Origin of the sequence: Rhodococcus sp. H-CA8f, from assembly GCF_002501585.1 — a bacterium.
Classification (GTDB): Bacteria; Actinomycetota; Actinomycetes; order Mycobacteriales; family Mycobacteriaceae; genus Rhodococcus_F; species Rhodococcus_F erythropolis.
Map to the genome: position 1 here is coordinate 3676115 of NZ_CP023720.1, position 19219 is coordinate 3695333.

19 protein-coding genes are annotated in these 19219 nt (G+C 62.7%); 8 read left to right on the top strand and 11 right to left on the bottom strand.

Annotation, left to right across the window (positions count from 1 at the left end):
- Positions 1 to 3: 3 nt before the first annotated feature.
- The 4 genes from CPI83_RS17080 to CPI83_RS17095 are packed head-to-tail and all read left to right on the top strand — an operon-like array spanning position 4 to position 3890.
- Positions 4 to 1053 carry a 2-aminoethylphosphonate ABC transporter substrate-binding protein gene (locus tag CPI83_RS17080; RefSeq protein ID WP_019748002.1) on the top strand — a complete coding sequence of 350 codons (1050 nt, stop codon included), beginning with the start codon at positions 4 to 6 and terminating at the stop codon, positions 1051 to 1053.
- 2 nt (positions 1054 to 1055) lie between these two features.
- Positions 1056 to 2231: an ABC transporter ATP-binding protein gene (locus CPI83_RS17085; RefSeq protein ID WP_019748001.1), complete on the top strand. Its 1176-nt coding sequence runs from the start codon at positions 1056 to 1058 to the stop codon at positions 2229 to 2231.
- Positions 2228 to 3130 carry a 2-aminoethylphosphonate ABC transporter permease subunit gene (locus tag CPI83_RS17090; protein ID WP_097387484.1) on the top strand — a complete coding sequence of 301 codons (903 nt, stop codon included), beginning with the start codon at positions 2228 to 2230 and terminating at the stop codon, positions 3128 to 3130. Before CPI83_RS17085 ends, CPI83_RS17090 begins: the two co-directional genes overlap by 4 nt.
- A complete protein-coding gene (locus CPI83_RS17095) occupies positions 3105 to 3890 on the top strand; it encodes an ABC transporter permease subunit (RefSeq protein WP_042951639.1) in 786 nt (261 codons plus the stop codon). Before CPI83_RS17090 ends, CPI83_RS17095 begins: the two co-directional genes overlap by 26 nt.
- A 57-nt stretch (positions 3891 to 3947) precedes the next feature.
- Here CPI83_RS17095 and CPI83_RS17100 read toward each other — a convergent pair whose 3' ends face one another.
- Positions 3948 to 5570 carry an AMP-binding protein gene (locus tag CPI83_RS17100; protein WP_019747998.1) on the bottom strand — a complete coding sequence of 541 codons (1623 nt, stop codon included), beginning with the start codon at positions 5568 to 5570 and terminating at the stop codon, positions 3948 to 3950.
- Positions 5571 to 5748: 178 nt separating this feature from the next.
- Here CPI83_RS17100 and CPI83_RS17105 point away from each other — a divergent pair, with 178 nt between their 5' ends.
- Positions 5749 to 6558 carry a LuxR C-terminal-related transcriptional regulator gene (locus tag CPI83_RS17105; RefSeq protein ID WP_021343935.1) on the top strand — a complete coding sequence of 270 codons (810 nt, stop codon included), beginning with the start codon at positions 5749 to 5751 and terminating at the stop codon, positions 6556 to 6558.
- 4 nt (positions 6559 to 6562) lie between these two features.
- On the opposite strand, the gene CPI83_RS17110 is transcribed toward CPI83_RS17105, so the two are convergent.
- The 5 genes from CPI83_RS17110 to dxr form a co-directional block, all read right to left on the bottom strand.
- Entirely contained in the window at positions 6563 to 8377 is a 1815-nt protein-coding gene (locus CPI83_RS17110; RefSeq protein WP_179154732.1) for a penicillin-binding transpeptidase domain-containing protein, read from the bottom strand.
- A 69-nt stretch (positions 8378 to 8446) separates the two neighbouring features.
- The gene (locus CPI83_RS17115) at positions 8447 to 9283 is read right to left on the bottom strand and encodes a GNAT family N-acetyltransferase (RefSeq protein ID WP_003942692.1); all 837 of its coding nucleotides are present in this window, start codon (positions 9281 to 9283) and stop codon (positions 8447 to 8449) included.
- 111 nt (positions 9284 to 9394) lie between these two features.
- Positions 9395 to 10552, bottom strand: coding sequence for a flavodoxin-dependent (E)-4-hydroxy-3-methylbut-2-enyl-diphosphate synthase (ispG, locus tag CPI83_RS17120; RefSeq protein ID WP_007734888.1), 1158 nt, complete (start codon positions 10550 to 10552; stop codon positions 9395 to 9397).
- A gap of 87 nt (positions 10553 to 10639) precedes the next feature.
- On the bottom strand, positions 10640 to 11860 hold the full coding sequence (locus CPI83_RS17125; RefSeq protein ID WP_019747995.1) for a site-2 protease family protein: 1221 nt from the start codon (positions 11858 to 11860) through the stop codon (positions 10640 to 10642).
- A 7-nt stretch (positions 11861 to 11867) separates the two neighbouring features.
- Complete coding sequence (gene dxr, locus CPI83_RS17130) at positions 11868 to 13025, bottom strand: 1-deoxy-D-xylulose-5-phosphate reductoisomerase (RefSeq protein WP_097387485.1); 1158 nt, start codon at positions 13023 to 13025, stop codon at positions 11868 to 11870.
- A 120-nt stretch (positions 13026 to 13145) separates the two neighbouring features.
- Between dxr and CPI83_RS17135 the strand changes: the two genes are divergently transcribed.
- Positions 13146 to 13415 carry a DUF2631 domain-containing protein gene (locus tag CPI83_RS17135; protein WP_019747993.1) on the top strand — a complete coding sequence of 90 codons (270 nt, stop codon included), beginning with the start codon at positions 13146 to 13148 and terminating at the stop codon, positions 13413 to 13415.
- Positions 13416 to 13495: 80 nt separating this feature from the next.
- Here the strand turns inward: CPI83_RS17135 and rlmN are convergent, their stop codons facing one another.
- On the bottom strand, positions 13496 to 14605 hold the full coding sequence (gene rlmN / locus CPI83_RS17140; protein ID WP_019747992.1) for a 23S rRNA (adenine(2503)-C(2))-methyltransferase RlmN: 1110 nt from the start codon (positions 14603 to 14605) through the stop codon (positions 13496 to 13498).
- A gap of 102 nt (positions 14606 to 14707) precedes the next feature.
- Between rlmN and CPI83_RS17145 the strand changes: the two genes are divergently transcribed.
- Together CPI83_RS17145 and CPI83_RS17150 are read left to right on the top strand one after the other, a co-directional pair.
- Entirely contained in the window at positions 14708 to 15118 is a 411-nt protein-coding gene (locus tag CPI83_RS17145) for a lipopolysaccharide assembly protein LapA domain-containing protein (protein WP_180279630.1), read from the top strand.
- 95 nt (positions 15119 to 15213) lie between these two features.
- Positions 15214 to 16056: a CoA ester lyase gene (locus CPI83_RS17150; RefSeq protein WP_030244636.1), complete on the top strand. Its 843-nt coding sequence runs from the start codon at positions 15214 to 15216 to the stop codon at positions 16054 to 16056.
- Between the two features lie 79 nt (positions 16057 to 16135).
- On the opposite strand, the gene CPI83_RS17155 is transcribed toward CPI83_RS17150, so the two are convergent.
- From CPI83_RS17155 to pyrH, 4 genes are read right to left on the bottom strand one after another with little or no spacing between them, the layout of a single operon-like run.
- Positions 16136 to 16864: a class I SAM-dependent methyltransferase gene (locus tag CPI83_RS17155; protein WP_097387486.1), complete on the bottom strand. Its 729-nt coding sequence runs from the start codon at positions 16862 to 16864 to the stop codon at positions 16136 to 16138.
- 6 nt (positions 16865 to 16870) lie between these two features.
- Entirely contained in the window at positions 16871 to 17767 is an 897-nt protein-coding gene (locus tag CPI83_RS17160) for a phosphatidate cytidylyltransferase (RefSeq protein WP_003942673.1), read from the bottom strand.
- 48 nt (positions 17768 to 17815) lie between these two features.
- Positions 17816 to 18373: a ribosome recycling factor gene (frr, locus tag CPI83_RS17165; protein ID WP_003942777.1), complete on the bottom strand. Its 558-nt coding sequence runs from the start codon at positions 18371 to 18373 to the stop codon at positions 17816 to 17818.
- Positions 18374 to 18416: 43 nt separating this feature from the next.
- A complete protein-coding gene (gene pyrH / locus CPI83_RS17170; RefSeq protein WP_019747988.1) occupies positions 18417 to 19145 on the bottom strand; it encodes a UMP kinase in 729 nt (242 codons plus the stop codon).
- Positions 19146 to 19219: the final 74 nt, after the last annotated feature.

Consider the following 19219-nt stretch of genomic DNA (forward strand, 5'->3'; position numbering starts at 1 on the left):
GTCATGCGTCTACGCCCGAGCATCGCTGCGGCCGCTCTCGCCGTGTCCGTCCTTTCGTTCACCACCGCCTGCGGTGGCACCGGCACTGCTGCCGGATCAGACACCGAAACCGTCACCGTCTACAGCGCCGACGGTCTGTCCGGTTGGTACAAGGGAAGATTCGACGCCTTCACCGCGCAGACCGGTATCGCCGTCAACCTCGTGGAAGCCGGATCCGGCGAGGTCGTCTCGCGGGTCGAGAAAGAACAGTCCAACCCACAGGCGGACGTGATCATCACGCTGCCGCCGTTCATCCAGAAGGCCGACGCCCAAGGTCTGCTCGAGCCCAGCGGAATCGACACCTCCGCCGTTCCCGCGGACGAGAAGGACGACGCCGGCAAATACGTACCCGTCGTCGAGAATTACCTCTCGTTCATCGCCAATCCGACTGCGTCACCCGCCCCACAATCTTGGGACGACCTGCTCACTGATCAGTTCAAGGGCAAGTTGCAGTACTCCACGCCCGGCCAGGCCGGCGACGGTACCGCGGTGTTGTTGCTGCTCCAGCATCTGATGGGCAAGGAAGGCGCACTCGACTACCTCGGAAAGCTCCAGGCCAACAACGTCGGTCCCTCGTCCTCCACCGGAAAGCTCCAGCCCAAGGTCAGCAACGGAGAACTCCTGGTCGCCAACGGTGACGTCCAGATGAACCTCGCCTCCATCGCCGACGACGGCTCGAAGTTCGACATCTTCTTCCCCGCGGGAGCCGACGGCGCTCGCACCACCATTGCACTGCCCTACGTGATGGGCCTCGCCAAGAGCGCACCGAGCAGCGAACAAGCCAAGAAGTTGATGGAGTTCCTGCTCTCCGAAGAATCCCAGAAGACCGTCGCCACCGATGCACTCGGCGTATCGGTCCGCGAGGACGTCCGAAGCAGTGCCGGTGAATCGACCGACAAGAACACGCCGTCGGGAGTTCTGCAGGGCGTCAACGTGTGGACCCCGAACTGGAACGACGTCCTCAGCTCGCTCGACGCCGACATCGCCGCTTACCAGAAAGCCACCGGGAGCTGATCATGGCAAGAACCAGACTGGGGCGGACGCTCCCCGAGACCGTCGGTGTTCACGGAGCGATCGAACATTCCGCTCCGGCCATCACCTTCGATCGCGTCAACGTCGCCTACGGCCGCGGGAAGACCGCAACCCATGCACTCGTCGATTTCAATCTGCGAGTGGCACCGGGTGAAACTGTGGCACTGCTGGGGCCCAGTGGATCCGGCAAGTCGACCGCTCTGAAGGCCCTCGCGGGATTTGTCCGCCCCACGTCCGGTTCCGTCAAGCTCGGCACCCGAGACGTCACCAATCTGCCTCCCGCACAACGCGGTATCGGCGTCGTCGTTCAGTCGTACGCACTCTTCCCGCACATGCGAGTTTCCGAGAACGTAGCCTTCGGACTCCGAGCCCATCGCGTGCCGCGGTCGGAGATCGGCCCTCGCGTAGCCGAAGCCCTCGACATGGTCGGGATGTCGGCGTACGGAAAGCGCCTTCCCCGTGAGCTTTCCGGCGGTCAACAGCAGCGAATCGCAATCGCCCGAGCCTTGGCAATTCGCCCTGGAGTACTCCTCCTCGACGAACCACTGGCCGCCCTGGATGCGCAACTTCGCGAGAGCATGCTCGGCGAACTGGCGAGACTGCGCGCCGCACTACCTGACACAGCCATGCTCTATGTGACGCACGATCAGAGTGAAGCCCTGGCGCTCGCAGACCGAATCGCAGTGATGCGCAACGCCAGACTCGCGGACATCGACACCGCCGAGGCCTTGTGGAAACGCCCGCCGTCCAGCTTCACCGCGGCCTTCCTCGGGGGTGCCAACCTGCTGCCCTGCACCGTCACACGCGTCATCGGCACCTCCGCACTGGTCTCGATCGGTGGCACGCCGTTCACCGCTCACGCCCCGCAGCCCGAGATCGGGCACATCGAATGGGAGTCCGACATGGACGCCTACCTGTGTGTTCGTCCACACGCGGTAGGCGTAACCGGCGTCGGCGCACGAGGATCATTCCCGGCGCGCATCGTCTCGAGCGTCTGGCGCGGTTCCACGACGCGACTGACGCTGGCTGTCCGTGGCCTCGACGACGTCCGCGTCGACGTGGATGTTCCAGGGCACGACGAACGACCGGTCGACACCGAAGTGGGCGTCGTCTTGCCCACGGACGGCAGTGTCCTGGTGCCGGCGGATCGCCACCCATGACCACAACCTTGGAACGCCCTGAAACCGCTGTGCCCCAGCACAAAGACCCCATCCCGTGGCGCCGGATCGGGTGGGCGCTACCGCCACTGCTTCTTGTCCTCGTGTTTGCTGTCTATCCCACTGCGCGTGTCCTCACGGAATCGCTGAGCACCGGAAGCGGCACCGGGTTGTCCACGTGGTCCTCCGTGCTCGGTTCGGAACTGTTCAGGACCGCACTCTGGCGGACCATCCAGATCTCCGTTGCGTCGACCCTGGGGTGCCTGATCCTGGGAACCTTCCTCGCCTTGGTGCTTGCCTTCGTTCCATTCGCCGGATCCAAGGTGGTGGGGCGATTGATCGACACGGTGCTCGCCCTGCCGTCATTCCTGATCACGCTGGCGTTCACGTTTCTGTACGGCACGGCCGGCGCCGTCAACGCCTTGATCATCCGCATCACCGGCGACGCGAGCGGCCCGCTGAACTTCCTGAACACTCCGTTCGGAGTCATCGCGGCCGAAATCACCTTCTTCACACCCTTTGTCGTGCGTCCACTGTTGGCCGCGTTCACCCAGATTCCGCGTGAACAGCTCGACGTTGCAGCCAGTCTCGGCGCGTCACCCGTCCGAGTTCTGCGGCAGGTGGTGATGCCGGAAGCGTGGCCAGCCCTCCTGGCCGGTGGATCGCTCGTACTTCTGATGACACTGAATGAATTCGGCATCGTGCTCTTCACCGGAGCAAAAGACGTCGTAACGCTTCCGGTCCTCATCTACACCCGCGGCATCGTCACCTTCGACTTGCCCGGCGCGGCAGTGATCGCGACGGTCCAGGTCGCACTCTCACTCGGCCTGTACTGCCTCTACCGATTCACCTTCAACGGATTGATGGGAGGCAGCCGTGCTGCTGTGGACACGAAGCTCTAGGGCTCTCGTAATCGGATTCTTCACCCTCGTCGTCGCGGTGGTTTTTGTCGCGCCCATCGCCACCGTCGTCGCGGCTGCCTTGGCCGGATCGTGGACCGGTCCACTTCCGTCGAATCTCGGCGGCAAGAACTTCTCCACGGCGCTGTCCGACGAGAACTTCGCCAGCCTGATCGTCAGTTTGCAGACTGCATTCATCGCGGGGGCATTGGCATTGATCGTCGGAACGTGGGCCGCGCTGGCCTCTCGTGAGGCACCGATGTGGCTGCGGCGCATCACCGATGCCGTATTCCATTTACCGATTGCGGTTCCGTCGGTCGCGATCGGCCTGGGTCTGCTCATCACTTTCAACGAGCGCCCACTACTGCTCGGCGGCACCAAATGGATCGTGATTCTCGCTCACACGGTTTTGGTGCTTGCCTTTGCCTTCAGTTCCGTATCGGCCGCGCTCGAACGGCTCGATCCCGCCTACCGTCAAGCTGCCGAATCACTCGGCGCCGGCCCAGTGCGGGTGCTGACGCGGGTGACGCTACCGCTGCTGCTCCCGGCGTTGGGTGCGGCCGCCGGGCTTTCCATCGCACTGTCGATGGGTGAGCTGGGCGCAACGGTCATGGTCTACCCGGCGACATGGAAGACCTTGCCGGTCAGCATCTTCGGACTCACCGACCGCGGCCAGGTATTTCTTGCCGCAGCAAATACGACACTGCTGCTTGCAGTTACCCTGATCGCCCTCATGGTGGTCGGCAGAATCCGTCGGCGCTGACCTTGCTGTGCGCCTTTATTAACCGCCGGGGGTTAATAAAGGCGCACAGCAAGGGGTTTAGCCCTTCCTCAAGATGTACCGCTGAACCTTGCCGCTCGGGGTCTTGGGAAGGTTCGGAACAAAGTGCACTGTGCGTGGGTACGCGTGCGCTGCAAACTTCTTCTTCACCAGGGTTTGCAGTTCCTTCTCGAGTTCGTCGTCACCGTCGACACCTTCGCGAAGTACGACGAACGCTTCGAGGACCTCACCGCGCAACTCGTCGGGCATGCCCACCACTGCCGCCTCGATGACGTGCTCGTGCATGACCAGCACGCTCTCGACGTCGAAGGGACCGATGCGGTAGCCCGCCATGATGATGACGTCGTCGTCGCGCGAGGAGAAGAAGAAGAATCCGTCCTCGTCCGTCATTCCGGCGTCACCGGTGATGTACCAGCGACCGTCTTCGCTGAATCGCTGCTTCGTCTTCTCCGGCGCATCGACGTATCCGGTGAACCACATCAACGGGCTGTTGTGAGTATCGATCGCCACGCGTCCCTGAGTGCGAGCCGGTGCGATGTCATCCGAATTGTCCTCCAGCACAGCGGCAGACCAGCCCGGCAACGGACGACCCATGGATCCTGGACGGACGTCCTCGCGGAGTCCGTCGGCCCAGGCGTTGACGATGAACATGCCGTGCTCGGTCTGGCCGTAGTGATCACGAACCTCGACGCCCAACGAGTTCTTCGACCACGCAACAACATCCGGAGTCAAGGGCTCACCGGCCGAGGACGCGCGGCGAAGCGAGATGCCTTCCGGAACGGGTGCCTTGTCGGCACGCAGACTGCGGTACACGGTCGGAGCAGCGGCAAAATTGGTGACACCGAACTTCTCGATGATCTGCCACGTAAGCGGCGCGGAGAATCCGGCGTGCAGCAGAATGCTTCGCGTTCCCGCGGCAAGCGGACCGAGCAACGCGTAGTACAGCCCGTACGCCCAGCCCGGGTCTGCGGCGTTCCAGAACACGTCGTCCTGACGGACGTCGAGGCCGAACTCCTGGTAGGCGTGGAACGACGCGAGCGCGCGCACCGGAACCGGCACGCCCTTGGGTGTCCCCGTGGTGCCACTGGTGAACAACTGCACCATCGGTGCGTTGCCGCCGACTGCCTGAGCAGCGCCCTTCGGGTCTTCTGCATCCTGAGCTGCGACAAGTGCATCGAAGTCCAACTCGTCACCGGCCGCGCCGCCCGCGACGATGACCTGCCACGCTGCGTCGGCGGGGATGTCCTCGCCCGGCGCGAGCTTGTCGAGCTGATTGGCGTCGGAAACGACCACCTTCGCGCCACTGGCCGTCAAGCGGAAAGCGATGGCCGGCGAAGCGAACGCCGTGAACAAGGGCACGTGGACCGCGCCGCGGCGCCAGATTCCGAGGAGCGCGACCACGAGGTCCGCAGACTTGCCCATCAAGGTCGCGACGTTGTCACCCGGCTCGACTCCGAGGTCCGCCAGAGCTGCCGCGAAACGCGCGGACTGCTCACGTAGATGACCGTATGTGAGGTCCACCGAGCTAAGGTCTGCCTCGACGACGGTGAATGCAACGCCATCCGCGGGATGCCGATCGCAGAGCAATTCTGCGGCGCTGGCATGCGGGGTGTCGTACTGGTCCAGCAGCTCGCGCACCCGTGCGGTGGGATCGGTGCTCATCAACTTGCTCCTTATCGATCGTCGTATGGTTGGCCCGACCGGTTACGTTGGCGGCTCGTCATACGTACTGTTCACCCCCTATGATCTAGCTCACAAGAGAACTTCACTACCCCCAGAAAGGGGTACCTGCGTGAATCGACATGCTTCGTCACTTCTGCGTCCCCGCGACGGGGACGCTATGCGAGGTGAACTCCGAACGATCGCAGCTCAGGGCGTTGTTCCCGTGCTGTTCGGAGGCGAGGTCCAGGACGGAACCCTGCACCTGAGCGAATTCGTCGGCACCCGCACCAACAATCTCAAGGGCTTGGCCATCCCGCCGCGCTCGGGCATGGGCGGACGCGTCGTCGCCCAGGGTTCACCGATCACCGTCAACGATTACGGCAATTCGCAGTCCATCACTCATCACTTCGACCGGCCTGTTCTCAGCGAGGGCCTGCATTCGATCATCGCCGTTCCGGTCATCGTGTCCGGCAAATCGCGCGCTGTCCTCTACGCCGCGATCCGTGATTCCGCGCCTCTCGGCGATCGCACAGCAGACGTCATGGTCAGCGCATCCCGGCGTCTCGGGATGGAGTTCGCCATCCGCGACGAGGTCGATCGTCGCCTGCAACTACTTCAGGCCGCCGCCGCGACCACCGCCGACGGTATGTCTTCGGAAGAGATCCGCGGAGTCCACGCCGAACTACGCAGTGTCGCCCAGACCGTGACCGACACCGACTTGCAGACCAAGCTCCGCGGACTTTCCCAGCGTTTGGCCAACCTGCTGCGGCCTACCGCCGACGCCGAATCCGACGTCGCGCTCACCCCGCGTGAAGTGGACGTTCTCTCGCAAGTCGCACTCGGCTGCACCAACATCGAAGCCGGCCAAAGGCTTTCCCTTCGACCTGAAACAGTCAAGAGCTATCTGCGAAGCGCGATGGGAAAGCTGGACGCGAGCTCACGCCACGAAGCCGTGGTGACCGCCCGCAGGTTGGGACTGCTCCCCTGACGGGTCAGTAGCCTTCCGGCAGGGCGGTGAGCATGTCGCGGGTGACTGCGACGGCGTTGTCCGAACTTCCGCCCCGCACAACCAGAGTGGCGAAGGCCAGGTTGCCGCGATAGCCGACGAACCACGCATGCGATCCCCCGTCGACCTCGGCTTCACCGGTCTTGCCGTACACCTCACCCTGATCTTCGACGCGTTCTGCAGTACCGCTCGTGACCACGAGTCGCATCATGCCGCGCAGACCGTCGACCATGGCCGGCGTGATCGCCGGGCGCTCACCGTCGATGGTGGTTTCGCGCCCCGAAATCAGTTGCGGCACCGGAGTCGAACCGTTCGCGACCGTCGCAGCTGCCATCGCCATTCCGAACGGACTGACCACGACCTTGCCCTGACCGAACCCGTCTTCGGTCCGCTGGACCAGGTCCGACGCCGGCGGCACCGAACCGGAATCGATCGGCAATCCCACCACGTTGTAGTCCTGGCCGATGCCGAACTGCGCTGCGGCAGTGGTCAACGTGTCTGCCTGCATCTCGCTGGCCAACTTGGCGAAGGACGTGTTGCACGAACGCGCGAAGGCCGTTGCCATCGGCACCGTGCCGAGTGCGAACTCGTTGTAGTTGGGGACGCTGCGCTCGCCGATCTCGATTCGGCCCGGGCATGGCACCATCGTGTCGGGGGTCGCCTGACCGGTCGAAATTGCCGCACCTGCCGTGATGATCTTGAAGGTCGAACCAGGCGGGTACTGACCCATCGTCGCGACCGGCCCGTCGCGGTCAGCTGCCTTGTTCTGCGCGACGGCCAGGATCGCGCCACTCGACGGTTCGATCACCACCATCATCGCCTGATCCTTGTTCACGTTCACCGCGCGCTGAGCAGCGATCTGGATGTTGCGGTCCAGACTGATACTGAACGACGGAACCGGTTGTGGCGCAGTCTCGGTCAACACGTCGGTGTCGACGCCGTTCTGGTTGATCGTGACGACACTCCAGCCGGCTTTGCCGTCGACCTCGTCGATGATCGTCTTCTTGATCTGCCCGAGAAGGTCAGGCGCGAACTCCGGGTCGGTCGACACGAGATCCGATTCGTCCGATACCGATACTCCCGATATCGCACCCAACTGCGCCGAAACTTGGTCGTAGTCATCACTGCGCAGCCGCGTCACCAGATAGTCACCCTTGACGGCCGTCGAGGATTCGGCGATCGACTGACCGGTCAGCGACGCATCGAACCGCCCGAGAACACTTGCGAGACTGTTCGCGGAACCGATGATGTCGTTGCTCTTGGAGCGATCGAACTTCACTCGGTAGACGATTCCCGGCACCAGGACGTCGGTCCCCGAATGCTCGTTGACCCGCGCTCGCGGCGCCGCGGTTGCCCGCAACGACATCGTCTGCTTGTCACCGAGGCGCGGATGAACGTCCGTCGAACTCCAACGGACGGACCAGTCGCCGTCCTTGCGTCCCATCTGCAGCTCGCCGTCGTACGTCCAGACGCGGTCTTTCGGCAGGTGCCACTCGTAGGTGTAGCCGACCGTCGCAGTGTCACCGTTCATCTTCACCGACGTGGTCTCGGCAGTCATCGACTCCGCTTGAAGCGCATCCCAGGTGTCACTCAATACAGGACCCGCGGAATCAGGCCGGTCCGTCATTTTTGCTGCCTCGTCGATGTCCCTGTCACCGAACGCACTCAGGAACTGCTGCGCGACGGGCTCGGGGCCGGCGGGTTTCGGAGTACACGAACTGATCCCCACCGCCAAAAAGATCACGGTGCAGGAGGCCAACAGTTGGGCCGAGCGACTACGAGAGAAATGCCGAGTGTTCATCGAGCCCCATAGTAGGGCGACAAATGCTCCACCCAGCGTAGGCGCGACCATTGCACGCAGCTTGGACGCTCAGTCGAGCAGCACCGTCGAGAAGGTCGCGACCTGCCGGAACCCCACCCGCGAATAGGTCGACCGCGCAATCGTATTGAAGCTGTTGACGTACAGGCTCGCAATGCGACCGGTCGCCATGATCGACTCCGCTACAGCCGCTGTACCGGTCACGCCGAAGCCCTGCCCACGAAATTCCGGGTTGACCCACACGCCCTGAATCTGGCCACAGCGAGCAGACATCGAACCGACCTCCGCCTTGAAGACGACCTGGCCGTCCTCGATATGCGCCCACGCTCGACCAGCGGCGATCAGGCTTGCCACACGATGTCGATATCCGCGCCCACCGTCGTTTGCACGCGGATCGACGCCAACCTCTTCGATGAACATCGCAATCGCGGCAGGCAGATAGATCTCGAGTTCGTCCGAGCGAACCTGCCGGACCAGTGGATCCGACGGGCATGCCAGCGGCTCGGATACCGCGAGCAACGGCTGTTCGGGGCGAACCTCCCGCGCAGTTCCCCAATCGAGCTCGAGCATCTCCCACAGCGGCAACGCCAATTCGGCGCGGCCGACCACCGACGAGCACATGCGCGGAATCCGACAGGCGCGGTCAGCGAATGCCCGAATGTCATCCGGATCGCCTCGAAGTGGAACCAGATTTGCCCCGGCAAAGCACAGCGAGGACAACGGCCCGCCTCGACTCCACAGCTCGCCGTGAATCATTCGTGGGTCGACACCGCATTCTTCGACGCGCGCGGCAATCATGCAGGCGGCCACCGGATCGGCGTCGAGTACCCGTCGGACGTCTTCGAGATCTCGACTTCCGACCTGCTTGGCTCCGAGGAGTTTGAGCATCCGTCAACCCCCTCGACTCGACTGCGCGTCCACGAATATCACTACCCGATCATGATGCACTCAGATTGCCACGAACCTGACACCGACGGGGAAGATTCATCCGGCAATCACTCAACTCACGGTGACGACCGGCGCACCCTCCGAAGCGTCACCCTCCATGCTTTCGGCGATTTTCATCGCTTCTTCGATCAAAGTCTCGACGATCTGCGCCTCGGGCACCGTCTTGATGACCTTGCCCTTGACGAAGATCTGGCCCTTGCCGTTGCCGGACGCCACACCGAGGTCAGCCTCACGTGCTTCACCCGGTCCGTTCACGACGCAACCCATGACTGCCACGCGCAGCGGGATCTCCATGCCTTCGAGGCCGGCAGAGACCTCGTCGGCAAGTGTGTAGACATCGACCTGTGCACGGCCACACGAGGGGCAAGAGACGATCTCGAGCTTGCGGGGACGCAGGTTCAGAGACTGCAGAATCTGGTTACCCACCTTGATTTCCTCGGCCGGCGGAGCCGAGAGCGAAACCCGGATGGTGTCGCCGATACCCTCCGCGAGCAGCGCACCGAAGGCGACCGCGGACTTGATCGTGCCCTGAAACGCCGGCCCTGCCTCCGTGACGCCGAGGTGCAACGGGTAATCGCACTTCGCGGCGAGTTGTCGGTAAGCCTCGACCATGATCACCGGATCGTTGTGCTTGACGGAGATCTTGATGTCACCGAAGCCGTGCTCTTCGAACAACCCGGCCTCCCACAGCGCGGACTCGACCAACGCTTCGGGCGTCGCCTTGCCGTACTTCTCCATCAACCGAGGATCGAGCGATCCCGCGTTGACACCGATACGAATCGGAATGCCTGCATCACCGGCAGCCTTGGCCACCTCTTTGACACGGCCGTCGAATTCCTTGATGTTGCCCGGATTGACGCGCACCGCAGCGCATCCCGCATCGATTGCCGCGAAGATGTAGCGCGGCTGGAAGTGGATGTCGGCGATAACCGGAATCTGGCTCTTCTTCGCAATGATCGACAACGCGTCCGCGTCTTCCTGACGCGGGCAGGCGACACGGACGATGTCGCAACCGGACGCGGTCAGTTCCGCGATCTGCTGGAGCGTTGCATTGACGTCGTGCGTCTTCGTGGTGCACATGGACTGCACCGAGATGGGGAAATCGCTGCCCACACCTACCGTGCCGACCTGCAGCTGCCGTGTCTTGCGTCGAGGGGCAAGAATCGCTGCGGGTGCCGAGGGCATTCCCAGTCCGATAGGGATGGTCACGTCTGTGCCTTCTTTCATAGCTTCACTGCAAGTTTAGCCGGGCGATCGCCGCACTACCGCGCGGCAACCGTCGCCATGCTCACACGGTCAGAAGATCTTGATCGGATTGACGATGTCAGCCGTGAGTGTCAGCAACATGAACGCGCCACCGATCACGATGAATACGTAAGTAATCGGAAGGAGTCTCGTGTAGTCGACGGGACCGCCCGGAATCAAGCCGCGGCGAGCGCGGAACCAATCGCGGATCTTCTCGTAGAAGACCACCGCGATGTGACCGCCGTCTAGCGGCAACAGCGGCAGGATGTTGAAAACACCGAGGAAGAAGTTGATCGACGCGAGCAGTCCGACGAACGTCGCCCACTGTGCACGGTCCGCCGCTTCACCGCCGATAACGCTGGCACCAACCACGCTGATAGGTGTGTCCTGGGCGCGTTCGCCGCCTGTCACCGATTCCCACAACGCACCGACCTTTGCCGGCAGATCAGCCATGGCCTTGACCGATTCGACCAGAGTGAAGCCGGTGAAACTCAGGGTGCCCGGAACTGCGCTGAAAGCGTTGAACTGGAGCAGGGGTGGAGACACGGTACCCAGGCTCATTCCGACCGCGCCCACTGTCGCCGAACGCAAATCACCTGTTGCCGGATCCGTCACCCACCGCTGTGCCTGTTCTACGACGACTGGAATCGTTAGATCCTGCCCGTCGCGTTCGACGCTGAGCACTGCAGTCCCGGTGACCGGCTGCAATTTGGCCACCACATCGGCCGATGTCGACACCGGTTGCCCATCAACGGCTGTGATGACATCCGACGGCTCCAACCCAGCCCGTTGCGCCGGACCGTCACCGGAGCACGTCGCCAGAGTTCCGTCTTCTGTCTGCGTCGGTGCGACGCACGACAGGCTTCCCACCTTTGCCAACGTATCGCCGCTGCGATCCGGCAGGCCCCAGCCGAGAGCCAGCCCGTAGAGCAGCGCAAAGCCGAGAATGAAGTTCATCGCGATACCGCCGGACATGACGACGACGCGCTTCCACGCCGCCTTCTTGTACATCGCGTGCGGCTCTTCTTCGGGTGTCATCTCGTCGAGAGCCGTCATACCGGCGATGTCGCAGAATCCACCGAGCGGCAGCGCCTTGAGGCCGTACTCGGTCTCACCTCGACGGAACGAGAAGATCTTCGGTCCGAAGCCGATGTAGTAGCGGCGAACCTTCATTCCCAAAGCCTTGGCCGTCCACATGTGGCCGGCTTCGTGCAGGGCGATGGACACGCCGATGCCGAGGGCAAACAGCACTACGCCCAGTGCAAAAACCATGAAAGCTCTAGCCCTCCTGCTTCACGAGCTGACGCGCTCGTGTGCGTGCCCAGCCGTCTGCGGCCAGAACGTCGTCCACGGTAACCGGTTCCGCGGACCATTGACCTGCATCGTCGAGAACAGCGGCCACCGTGCGGACGATCGCCGGGAAGGAAATGACACCGTCGAGGAATGCCTGAGCCGCCACTTCGTTGGCCGCGTTGTAGATCGCGGTGAAGCAACCGCCGGATTTGCCCGCGCTTCGCGCCAGATCGACGGCGGGGAACACCGACGAATCGAGCGGCTCGAATTCCCAGGTGGAGGCGGTGGTGAAGTCGCATGCCGACGCAGCACCTTCGATGCGGTCCGGCCAGCCTAGAGCGAGAGCGATCGGGAGCTTCATGTCCGGCGGGCTTGCCTGCGCCAGCGTCGACCCGTCGAAGAAGGTGACCATGGAATGCACGATCGACTGCGGGTGCACGGTGACGTCGATGCGGTCGTAGTCGATCCCGAACAGCAGGTTCGTCTCGATCAGCTCGAGGCCCTTGTTGACCAGAGTTGCCGAATTGAGGGTGTTCATGGGCCCCATCGACCAGGTGGGGTGCGCTTTTGCCTGAGCTGGATTCACACTTTCGAGATCCTCGGCGCTCCAGCCACGGAACGGTCCACCCGAAGCGGTGAGAACCAACCGAGTCACTTCGTCGCCTGTTCCACCACGTAGACACTGGGCAAGCGCCGAATGCTCCGAGTCGACCGGCACGATCTGACCGGGTGCGGCGGCTTTGGTCACCAGCGCTCCGCCGGCGACAAGCGATTCCTTGTTCGCCAGCGCAAGGCGCGCTCCCGAGTTCAGCGCCGCCAGAGTCGGTTCGAGTCCCAACGAACCGACGAGTGCATTGAGGACAACATCGGCACCGCTGTCCCGAACCAGTTCCGTCACGGCGCTCGGTCCCGAACGGGCGGTTACCGACTGCAGCGCCGATGCCGCTGCAGGATCGGCGACGGCGACGTCCGTGACGCCGGTTGCACGAATCTGTTCGCCCAACAACTCGACGTTGTTGCCGCCCGCTGCGAGACCGACTACTTCGAAACGATCGGGGTTGGCTGCGATGACCTCCAGCGCTTGGGTACCGATCGAACCGGTACTGCCGAGGAGGAGGACGCGGGTACGTGTGGTTTCCTGCACTCGCCCATTGTTCCTGATAACACCTGAGAACAACCTTATCGACGCCCAACTACGTACGACAGGCAGTCGTATGTCACCATATTGGGCAGTAGTGCAACCGAATGAGCAGGAGGATCGACCGTGGCCGATACCCAGTTGGACGTCAAGTCCAGCGCCCCCGTCGTGGTCTCGCACGTCGATGAGGCCGAGGTCCCCTCTGCCGCATGGGGGTGGAGTGGTGAAGGACTCAAGTTTTTCCGTTTCCTCGGATGGTTCTTCGCAATATTCCTGCTTCTGATGATGATCGGAAACCATCACGGCAAGGTCGAGGATCTGTGGCTCATCGGCACCGCCGGATTGATGATCTTCGTTCTGGTCCGCGACATCGTCATCCGTCGCCGCCCGCGCTAGAGACCTGACAAAGAGAAGGCCTCCACGAACGAAAGTTCGTGGAGGCCTTCTCTTTATGTGTTTTTCAGGCCTGGAGGGTTTCAGTTCTCGGCTGCCAGCTGGCCACAGGCTGCGGCGATTTCCTGACCGCGCGTATCGCGCACGGTGCACGAGACGCCCTGGGCGATGACCCGACGCACGAACTCACGCTCGACGTCCTTGGGGCTCGCGTCCCACTCGCTACCCGGAGTCGGGTTGAGCGGAATCAGGTTGACGTGCACCAACCCGCCGAGCGCTTTCTTCAGCTTCTTGCCCAGCATGTCCGCGCGCCACGGCTGATCGTTGACGTTCTTGATCATCGCGTACTCGATGGACACACGCCGACCGGTCTTGTCTGCGTAGTACCGGGCAGCCTGAAGTACCTCCGACACTGACCAGCGATTGTTGACCGGCACAAGTGTGTCGCGCAGTTCGTCGTCCGGTGTGTGCAGCGATACCGCCAGCGTGACGCTCAGGCCTTCGTCAGCGAGCTTGCGGATAGCGGGAGCGAGGCCGACGGTCGAGACCGTCACGGACCGCTGAGACAGGCCGAGCCCGTCGGGTGCGGGCGAAGTGATGCGTCGTACCGCTGCCACCACGCGCTTGTAGTTCGCCAAAGGCTCGCCCATACCCATGAACACGACGTTCGAGAGGCGTCCGGGTCCGCCGGCAACATCACCGTCGCGCATTGCGGCCGCTGCCTCGCGAACCTGATCGACGATCTCGGCGGTCGAAAGGTTGCGGTCGAGGCCGCCCTGACCTGTCGCACAGAACGGGCAGGCCATTCCGCAACCTGCCTGACTCGAGATACAGAGCGTCGCCCGATCGGGATAGCGCATCAGGACGCTTTCGAGCAGCGTTCCGTCATGCGCCTTCCACAGGGTCTTGCGAGTGTCGCCCGAATCGCACGCGAGGTGCTTGATCGGGGTCAACAAGGTCGGGAACAGCGACTCCCCCACCTTCTCGCGCACCGATGCGGGGAGATCGGTCATCTTCTCCGGATCGGCTTCGAGCCGCGCGTAGTACTGACGCGCGAGCTGATCGGCCCGGAAAGCCGGAAGGCCGAGCTCTTTCACCGCTTCTTTGCGCTCGGCGGAATCGAGATCGGCGAGGTGCCGTGGAGGCATTCCGCGCTTGGGTGCAGTGAAAACGAGGGGAAGAGAGGCAGCCATAGTTACACCATTGTCCCATTGTTTTGGGGTGCTACCCCACTGCCACCCGATTGTGGCCGGATTACCCGTGCAACTTTGCGCAGGTTGCGTGATGATCATGTCATGTCAACCACACCAGAGGATCCGTCGAACTCCCCCGTGTACGGCCCTGCCGACGGTTTCGGTCCCGACCCGGAACTTCCGAAGGTGGGCGAGGACAAGGCAGTCGAAAAACACGATCCCGAACCGAACCCGACGCCTGAACCGGTGCCGACCGGAACCGCGGTAACCGACCGAACCAGGGCTGCGACGACGTGGGTTGGCCTGGTCATCGGCGCAATCGTGCTGATCATGCTGCTGGTGTTCATCTTGCAGAACCTCGAGAGCGTCTCCGTCAAGATCCTGGCCTGGCAAATCGACTTTCCGCTCGGAATCACGATCCTGCTCTCCGCGATCGCGGGCGCATTGATCATGGCGTTGGCAGGCGGGGTTCGCATCATTCAGATCCGGCGCGCAGCGAAGCGGCAGATGTGACTGAAATCTAGTTACGCAATTGGGTCTACCCGCGAGTAAGCAGGCATCATTGTTGTCGTGGAAATCACCCGAAAGGCCCCGATGTGACTACTCACATGGAGAGACCTGTGACCTCGCGTATTGCCCCGCAACAGGCAAGATCCTGGCTCCTCGTCCCCGCGTCCAAACCGGACACCTTCGACGCCGCACTCGCGAGTGCGGCCGACGCCGTCATTCTCGACCTCGAGGATGCCGTCACCGCACCCAACAAACCGGCGGCCCGCCGCGATGTCGCCGCATTCCTGAGCGAACACAATCACGCCTGGGTTCGGATCAACGACGCCACGACACCGTTCTGGGAAGAGGATCTGGCCGCACTCGCGGGCCTCCCCGGACTCGAGGGTGTCATGCTCGCAAAGACCGAAAGCGGTCAGCAGGCCGACGCCACGGCCGAGCGACTTCCCGAAGGCACCAAGATTCTTGCTCTCGTCGAATCCGCGGTAGGACTCGAGGCTGCGCCCGAGATCGCACGCACTGACGGCATCTTCCGTCTCGCATTCGGCAGCGGCGACTTCCGGCGCGACACTGGGATGGACGACTCCCCCACGTCGATGTCGTACCCGCGTTCGCGGCTCACCATCGCCAGCCGCGCGGCACGCATCGCTCCGCCGATCGACGGTCCCACGCTCGGCCCCGATCTGGATCTGCTCGCCCGAGACTGTGCGATCACCTTGTCACTCGGTATGGCCGGCAAACTCTGCATGACCACCGCGCAGACTGCCCCCGTCAACGCGGGACTGAGTCCCTCCGTGGCCGACGCGATCTGGGCTCAGAATGTCATCGACGATCTCGGCGAAGACGGTTCACGCGTGCGCGATGGCAGCGACCTGCCCAAGCTCGCCAAGGCGAAGAAGATTCACAAGCTCGCCACCCTGTTCCACATCCCCACCGATCACTGATTTTTTTACTACTGAATCGGTGCAGAAAACGTCAGGCGCTCAAGTCGGAGCGCCTGACGTTCGTCTTTCGAGCCCGCTTTCACGCAAGTTCGAGTGATCGTGGTTTGGACCGAACATGGATCCGGTATCGCACCGTGAAGCCCAATCCCGTTACTTGCGAGAACGCACGCTCGGCAGTCTTCTCGGTGAACTCGATTCCGAGTACCCGCCGCAAGTCGTCTCGATTCTCGAACTCCCACCGGGCGTCGACACGCGTGAGCGAGAACCCTTGAGCCTCGAAGAATCCTTCGACCGCCGCGGGATCGTATTTGGGCAGATCCGCCCTCATCCACTCTCCGTACGGGCCGGCGCTCACATCGAGATCCACGATCAGCAGAGCTCCCCCGGGCCTCAGGATGCGCATGGCTTCACGAATTCCCGGGCCGCAGCCTTTGCCGAAAAAGTACGCTGTACGGGCATGAACGAGATCGACTGAAGCATCCACCAGACCCGTGGACTCTGCTGAACCCTGGACTACGTCGATCGACGCCGAATCGCGGGTTCGTTCCCGCGCGGCCTTCACCAGCGGTGCGTGCGGCTCCACTCCGACAACACGACGGGCAGTACGAGCGAACTCCGGTAGATGGAACCCCGCCCCACAGCCGACGTCGACGACGTCGCGTCCAGACCAGTCGACCTGGGCTCGCATCGCGGCCCAGATGGAACCGTCGACGTCCTGCGCGCGGTTCTCGATTTCGTACACGCCCGGCCAATGCCAGATGTTCGGGCTGGGGATCGGCTTGGAACGGCCGGAGAAGAAATCACGCACGCGAAATCAGACGAGTGCGTACAGAATCAGCCAGGTGACAAATGCCGACGGCAGGAGTGAATCCAGGCGATCCATGATTCCGCCGTGGCCGGGAAGCAGGGTTCCCATGTCCTTGATGCCGAGTTCACGCTTGATCTGCGATTCGATCAGGTCTCCGACCGTCGCGACTACCACCAGGACGACACCGAGCAGGACGCCGATCATCGAGTTCGCGTCGAGGATCAACGTCACCGAAAGCAGGCTGCCGATGACGCAGAAAATGAGGGAGCCGACAAATCCTTCCCAGGACTTCTTCGGGCTCACAGCCGGCACCATCGGGTGCTTCCCGAACAGCACTCCGGCCGCGTAGCCACCGATGTCGGAGCACACGACACCGATCATCAGGACGAAGACGCGACCCGGTCCGTCGTCTTCGAGCACCATCAACGCACCGAATGACGCCAACAGCGGGATCCACGCCAGAACGAACACCGTGATGGAGGTGTCTCTCAGGAAGTTCTTCGGGGTCGCCTTGAGCCCGTGGTCGAACAACCGCCACACCATGCACACCAGGACGGTCGCGGTGAATCCGCTGAGCACCCCGACCGGTCCCCACGGCCAGCCGAGCCAGATCGTGGCTTGCCCTCCGACGAGAAGCGGAATTCGCGGCACCTCGATGTCGGCTTCACGAAGTCGCGTGGTGACCTCCCACGTCGCGATGAACATCGCGATCGCGACGACAGCGATCCATCCCGGGGGCAGGAAGATCAAAGTGCCGATGACCAAGGCTCCGAGACCAGCTCCGACGCCGATGGCGGCAGGTAGGTTCCTGCCCGCCTTCGACTTCGGCGGTTGCGCGCCCTCAGCGCCGCCCGTAGGCCCGTCCGTGACGGGACCACCGGCGGTTCCCTCTTGTGCGTGCACCCAAACTCCCTGATCTACTCCCGACGACAAACACTGCAAATGAGGAGGCTATACCTCCATCAACTCTGCTTCCTTGTGCTTGACGAGTTCCTCGACCGTGTGCACGTACTTCGCCGTGGTCTTGTCGAGTTCTTTCTCTGCGCGACCGACCTCGTCCTCGCCGGCTTCACCGTCCTTCTGGATCCGGCCGAGTTCGTCCATCGCCTTGCGGCGGATGTTGCGCAGTGTGACCTTCGAATCCTCGCCCTTGGACTTGGCCTGCTTCACCAGTTCACGACGACGCTCTTCAGTGAGCTGCGGAACCGAGATGCGGATGATGCTGCCGTCGTTGGACGGGTTCACGCCGAGATCCGAGTTGCGGATCGCCGTCTCGATCGCGTTGAGCTGCGAAGCCTCGTACGGCTTGACGATGACCATGCGGGCCTCGGGGACGTTGATGCTCGCGAGCTGCGTGATCGGCGTGATCGAACCGTAGTAGTCGATCACGATGCGCGAGAACATACCGGGGTTCGCGCGTCCGGTGCGAACCGAGCCGAGATCGTCCTTGGCTACCGTGACAGCCTTTTCCATCTTCTCTTCTGCCTCGAAGAGCGCTTCATCGATCACGGCTGTTCCTCCATGTTGTTCTGCATCATTTTTTGGGTGTCACTCACGACTTGATCAGGGTGCCGATCTTCTCACCGGACACCGCGCGAGCGATGTTTCCTTCGGTGAGGAGGTTGAACACCATCATCGGCATCGAGTTGTCCATGCACAGGCTGAACGCCGTCGCGTCCGCGACCTTGAGCTCACGTTCGATGACCTCGCGGTGCGTGATCTGTTCGTACATCGTCGCGTCCGGGTCGATACGCGGGTCGGCCGAGTAGACGCCGTCGACGGCCTTGGCCATCAGCACTACCTCGGCACCGATCTCCAGCGCGCGCTGCGCAGCAGTGGTGTCGGTGGAGAAGTAGGGCATACCCATCCCGGCACCGAAGATGACTACTCGCCCCTTCTCGAGGTGTCTACGTGCGCGAAGCGGAAGGTACGGCTCGGCGACCTGTCCCATGGTGATTGCCGTCTGCACTCGAGAATCGACGCCGGCCTTCTCCAGGAAATCCTGCAGAGCGAGGCAGTTCATGACGGTGCCGAGCATGCCCATGTAGTCGGAGCGCGCGCGATCGAGGCCACGCTGCTGCAGTTCCGCTCCGCGGAAGAAGTTTCCGCCGCCGATGACCACTGCAACCTGTACGCCCGATCGAACGACCTCTGCGATCTGCTCAGCCACCTTGGTGACCACGTCGGGATCGAGACCGACTTTGCCGCCTCCGAACATTTCGCCGCCGAGTTTGAGCAGGACCCGCTTGAATCCTGGACGTTCGTTGGCTGGTTCGGACATTGTTCTCCTCAGTTCGATACAAGACCTTGTAGGTCCTTCATTCTTCTTCTGCCGCCGAATCGGACACCGCGACA